The organism is Streptomyces sp. NPDC058375, assembly GCF_042723425.1.
Lineage (GTDB): Bacteria > Actinomycetota > Actinomycetes > Streptomycetales > Streptomycetaceae > Streptomyces > Streptomyces durocortorensis.
The window spans coordinates 1-5,032 of sequence record NZ_JBHXJG010000374.1; the positions used below are offsets into that span (position 1 = coordinate 1).

Here is a 5,032-nt window from a genome sequence, read left to right on the forward strand (position 1 = left end):
ATGCGGGCGGGGGCCGGTGCGTACATGGGCGGGACGTCCTAGCCGAGCGGGTGCATCCAGCCGTGGGTGTCCTCGATGACGCCGCGCTGGATGTCGAGCAGGCGCTCCCGCAGCTTCAAGGTGACCTCGCCGGGCTCGCCCTCGCTCTGGGTCCACTCGCCGCCCTCGGACTTCACCAGGCCGACGGGGGTGATGACGGCGGCGGTGCCGCAGGCGAAGACCTCGACGAGGGTGCCCTTCGCGGTGTCGTCGCGCCACTGGTCGATGGAGACGCGGCCTTCCTCCGAGCCGTAACCGAGGTCGCGGGCGACCTTGAGGAGGGAGTCACGGGTGACGCCCGCGAGGAGGGAGCCGGTGAGGGCGGGCGTGATGATCTTCTTCGAGCCGTCCTCCTGGGCGTACACGAAGTAGAGGTTCATGCCGCCGAGCTCCTCGACCCACTTGTGCTCGACCGCGTCGAGGTAGGCGACCTGGGCGCAGCCGTGCGCGGCGGCCTCGGCCTGGGCGAGGAGGGAGGCCGCGTAGTTGCCGCCGGTCTTGGCGTCGCCCATGCCGCCGGGGACGGCGCGGACGCGGTTCTCCGAGAGCCAGATGGAGACCGGCTTCACCCCGCCGGGAAAGTAGGCGCCGGCGGGCGAGGCGATGACCAGGAACAGGTACTCGTTGGCCGGCTTCACGCCGAGGCCGACCTCGGTGGCGATCATGAACGGGCGCAGGTAGAGGGACTCCTCGCCGCCATGCGCCGGAACCCACGCCTTGTCCTGCTGGACCAGCGCGTCGCAGGCCGCGATGAACGTCTCGACGGGCAGCTCGGGCATGGCGAGCCGGGCGGCGGAGCGCTGGAAGCGGCGGGCGTTGGCGTCGGGGCGGAAGGAGGCGACCGTGCCGTCGGGCTGGCGGTAGGCCTTCAGCCCCTCGAAGATCTCCTGCGCGTAGTGCAGGGTCATGTTGGCCGGGTCCAGCGACAGCGGGCCGTAGGGGACCAGCTCGGCGTCGTGCCAGCCGCGGCCCTCGGTCCAGCGGATCGTCACCATGTGATCGGTGAAGTGCCGGCCGAATCCGGGGTTGGCCAGGATCGCCTCGCGCTCCGCGTCGGACAGCGGGTTCGAGGAGGGCTTGAGCTCGATCGTGGGCGTCGTCATGAGTGCGTGTCCTTCACCGGTCTTGTGTGTGATGGACCGCGCCCACGCCCGCATCCGCCCGACGCTTTCCGGTCAGGTGCTAAGGCGTCCGAGCTTCACCGCGAGCCACGGCCCCGCGTTCGATTATCTCTTGCGGGGGGCCAGGCACGAAATGGTGGGAATGCGGTCCAGGGGTCGATGGTGGCACCCGGGGGCCGCACAGGTGAAGCCGCCGGGCGCTGAGTGCGACCCGGCGGCTTCGAAGTGGAGTCGTCGGGTCAGCTCGCTACGCGTACCGCGAGGGCGTCGCCGATCTCGTCGGTCGTCCGCGTGGCGGCACCGTCGCGCTCCGCGAGGTCGGCGGAGACGGCGTCCTCGATGCGCGCGGCCTCGGTGTCGTAGCCGAGGTGGCGCAGCAGGAGGGCGACGGAGAGGACCGTGGCGGTCGGGTCGGCCTTGCCCTGCCCCGCGATGTCGGGGGCGGAGCCGTGGACCGGCTCGAACATCGACGGGAACGCGCCCGTCGGGTTGATGTTGCCGGAGGCGGCCAGGCCGATGCCGCCGGAGACGGCGGCGGCGAGGTCGGTGAGGATGTCGCCGAAGAGGTTGTCGGTGACGATGACGTCGAAGCGCTCCGGCTGGGTGACGAAGAAGATCGTCGCGGCGTCGACGTGCAGGTAGTCGGTGGAGACCTGCGGGTATTCGGCGGCGACCTTGTCGAAGGTGTTCTTCCACAGGTGGCCGGCGTAGACGAGGACGTTGTTCTTGTGGACCAGCGTCAGCTTCTTGCGGGGTCGGGCGGCCGCGCGCTCGAAGGCGTCCCGGACCACGCGCTCGACGCCGTACGCCGTGTTGAGGCTGACCTCGGTGGCGACCTCGGCGGGGGTGCCGGTGCGCAGCGAGCCGCCGTTGCCGGTGTACGGGCCTTCGGTGCCCTCGCGGACGACGACGAAGTCGATGTCGGGGCGGCCGGCGAGCGGGGTCGCGGTGTTCGGGAAGAGCTTGGAGGGGCGCAGGTTGATGAAGTGGTCGAAGGCGAAACGCAGCTTCAGCAGCAGCCCGCGCTCCAGGACGCCCGACGGCACGGACGGGTCGCCGATCGCGCCGAGGAGGATGGCGTCGTGGTTCTTGAGGGCTTCCAGCTCCGCGTCCGGGAGGGTGTCGCCGGTGCGGTGCCAGCGCTGGGCGCCGAGGTCGTACTCCTTGGTCTCCAGCTTCACATCCTGCGGGAGGACAGCGTTGAGGACCTTGAGACCCTGGGCCACGACTTCCTGGCCGATTCCGTCACCGGGGATCACTGCGAGATCGATGCTGCGAGACATGCCGGAAGCCTAACGGTGCGTCCCACCCCATGACATCCGACGTCCACCATATGGACGGACGCGCGGATGTTCGGGGCGGGGTGGGTGGTGCGGCGGGGCGGGCGGAATACGGCTGCGGGCGCGGCTCAGTGACCGGTCTCGCCGCCGTTGTCGCGGCGGTCCAGAGCGCGCTGGAGGGCGGCGGCGGCATTGCGGCGCTCGGCCTCGGCCTGGCGGGAGGTGTGACGGACGCGGCGGACAGTGGTCTCGGCCATGATGGATCGACTCCTTGAGATTCCTGAGATCGCGTGGCACCGGCGCGGGCGGCTCAGCGCCGCGCGGCGGTGGGGAGCGGGATCGGATATCGAGGCGCCGGAAGGGGCGGGGAGCGTACGCGGCAGGGGTTGCCTGCTTCGGGCGTGCGCCACCATCCGCCGGTCGCTCGATCGAGCGATGCGTTCGGCTTCTACCAAGTTAGGACAGTCGGGCCGTCCTGTCTCCACAGTTAGTCGGACTTCCTACTATCTGAGACGGCCTCTTGGATCGTCGCAGGTCACAGCCCTGGAGGAAGTCCGTCGACTCACAGGAGGTCGCCGTTCCGCCAGTCGAAGGCCAGCGGGTGGGCGGGCGCGGGCAGGGGGTGTCCGGCTGCCGGGCGGACGTACGTGCTGCCCTCCTCCTCCGGGAGCGGGAGGGGGCCGTCCGGGCCGAGGGCGGTGAGCCGGCCCGGCCAGAGCTGCCAGCCGCACGCGGCGTAGAGCGCCGCTCCCGCGTCAGAGGCGGAGAGGGCCCCGAAGTCGTGGGCCGCGTCGATGACGTGCTCCAGGGCGGCCATGATCCGGTGGCCGAGGCCGCCCCGACGGTGGTCGGCGCGGACGGCGACGCCTTCGACGTAACCGGCGCGGTAGGAGCGGTCGGTGTGCAGGACGCGGCGCTGGACGACGGAGCCGTGGGCGACCAGGAGGCCGTCCGTGTCGCGGATCAGGGCGTGGACGCCGCCGAGGGCGTGCTCCCAGTCCTCGTCGGCGAAGTCGCCCTCGAAGGCGGCGTCGAGCAGGTCGCGGATCTCCGCGCGCTCGGCGGCGGTCAGCTCGAAGGTGGGGGCGGTACGCACGGCGGGCTCGGTCATAGGGCCCATCCTCGCGCGCGGGGGCCGCTGCCCGCACACGGATAAGCCTGCCCGGAGCGGGGCGTGACCTGTCCGCACACGGATAAGCCTGCCCGGAGCGGGGCGTGATCCGCCCGCACGCGGATAAGTCTGCCCGGACCGGTGTGTGACCCGCCCGCACACGGGGTGACCCGCCCGGACCGAGGCGATCGGCGGTCCGGGCGGGCATCGGTTGCCTGCGGTACGAGAGCGTCGGCGGCTCAGTACACCGTCACGCCGTACGCCGAGAGCGCCTCGGTCACCGGCTGGTGGATGGCCGAGCCCGCGGTGCCCGAGCAGCCGGAGCTGCCGGAGTGGATGCCGAGGGCGACGGATCCGGCGAAGTGCGCGCCGCCGCTGTCGCCGCCGGCCGAGCAGGCGGTCGTGCGGACCATGTTGTAGACGGGCCCGTCACCGTAGTTGACGGTGACGTTGACGGCGGTGACGGTGCCGCTGGTCACCTTGGTCGTGGAGCCGCTCTTCTGGATCGCCTGACCGACGACGGCGTTGGCGGCGGAGGTGATGTCCCGGGTGGAGCCGTTGTAGAGGTCGACGGTTCCGGCGGGCGAGGAGCCGTCGGTGTAACGGACGATGCCGTAGTCGTTGGTCGGGAAGCTGCTGCCCTCCCGGACACCGACGACCGAACCGCCGGAACTGGCTGACCAGTTGGCGGAGAGGTTGGTGCAGTGCCCGGCGGTCACGAAGTAGCGGGCCCCGCCCTTGGTGACGTTGAAGGCGGCCGAGCAGCGGCTGCCGCCGCCGTAGATCGCGCCGCCGCCCAGCACCTCGCGGCGGAATTCACCGGGGACGCGCTTGATGTCGACCGCGCCGTCGAGCCGTTCAGCGATCGCTTCGAGGCGGGCCATGTCCCGGGCGGAGACGGAGGAGTCGGCCTCGACGGCGACCCGGTTGGTACGCGGGTCGACGCCCCAGGAGGTGCCGGTGATCTTCGCCTCGGCCTCCAGGGTGCCCATGGCGGCGTCGAGTCGGGCGGCGCTCCGGGCCACCCGGCGGACGGTGGCGCCGGTGGCGCGGGCCTGCTCCTCGGCCCGGTCGGTGGTGACGGTGACGACCAGCTTCCCGGTCTTCGCGTCGAGGTAGGTTCCGGCGGTGGCGGCGCCGAGCGCGCGATCGACCTTGGCGTCGAGTGCGTACGCGGACGGGGCGGGGATCGCCGAGGGGGCGGGCGAGGGGGTGTCGGCGGCGGTGGAGGGGGCGGCTCCGAGGCCGAGGGCGCCGGCGACGAGCAGCAGGGAAACGCCGATGCGCGCGCGGGAGTTGCGTCTCATGGGGGGCTCCTTCTCGGGTGACGCGTGGGGACGTACCGAGAAGGAATTTGACATGCCCATTACCTAAACCACAAGACCGCGTGACCCGGGGGCCCGCCGACAGCCCCGTACCGGAGCGCACATGGGAACCGCCCCCCGGCCGGCAGGGGGGCCGGTCGGGGGGCGGTGCTCAGG

General features: G+C 71.8%; 5 protein-coding genes. All 5 read right to left on the reverse strand.

Going from position 1 to position 5,032, the window contains the following annotated elements; genetic code table 11:
- Nucleotides 1–38: 38 nt before the first annotated feature.
- Entirely contained in the window at nucleotides 39–1,142 is a 1,104-nt protein-coding gene (locus ACFWM7_RS33500; RefSeq protein ID WP_383268074.1) for a branched-chain amino acid aminotransferase, read from the reverse strand.
- 257 nt (nucleotides 1,143–1,399) lie between these two features.
- Nucleotides 1,400–2,443 (reverse strand): 3-isopropylmalate dehydrogenase, encoded by a 1,044-nt coding sequence (locus ACFWM7_RS33505; RefSeq protein ID WP_383268077.1) that lies wholly within the window; start codon nucleotides 2,441–2,443, stop codon nucleotides 1,400–1,402.
- Nucleotides 2,444–2,568: 125 nt separating this feature from the next.
- Nucleotides 2,569–2,697, reverse strand: coding sequence for a hypothetical protein (locus ACFWM7_RS33510; RefSeq protein WP_010056400.1), 129 nt, complete (start codon nucleotides 2,695–2,697; stop codon nucleotides 2,569–2,571).
- A 305-nt stretch (nucleotides 2,698–3,002) separates the two neighbouring features.
- Nucleotides 3,003–3,551: a GNAT family N-acetyltransferase gene (locus ACFWM7_RS33515; protein ID WP_383268079.1), complete on the reverse strand. Its 549-nt coding sequence runs from the start codon at nucleotides 3,549–3,551 to the stop codon at nucleotides 3,003–3,005.
- A gap of 239 nt (nucleotides 3,552–3,790) precedes the next feature.
- A complete protein-coding gene (locus ACFWM7_RS33520) occupies nucleotides 3,791–4,858 on the reverse strand; it encodes a S1 family peptidase (protein WP_383268082.1) in 1,068 nt (355 codons plus the stop codon).
- Nucleotides 4,859–5,032 lie beyond the last annotated feature (174 nt).

Coding starts and splice junctions, on each gene's coding strand:
- ACFWM7_RS33520 (WP_383268082.1), bottom strand. CDS start 4,858: ATGAGACGCAACTCCCGCGCGCGCATCGGCGTTTCCCTGCTGCTCGTC.
- ACFWM7_RS33505 (WP_383268077.1), bottom strand. CDS start 2,443: ATGTCTCGCAGCATCGATCTCGCAGTGATCCCCGGTGACGGAATCGGC.
- ACFWM7_RS33510 (WP_010056400.1), bottom strand. CDS start 2,697: ATGGCCGAGACCACTGTCCGCCGCGTCCGTCACACCTCCCGCCAGGCC.
- ACFWM7_RS33515 (WP_383268079.1), bottom strand. CDS start 3,551: ATGACCGAGCCCGCCGTGCGTACCGCCCCCACCTTCGAGCTGACCGCC.
- ACFWM7_RS33500 (WP_383268074.1), bottom strand. CDS start 1,142: ATGACGACGCCCACGATCGAGCTCAAGCCCTCCTCGAACCCGCTGTCC.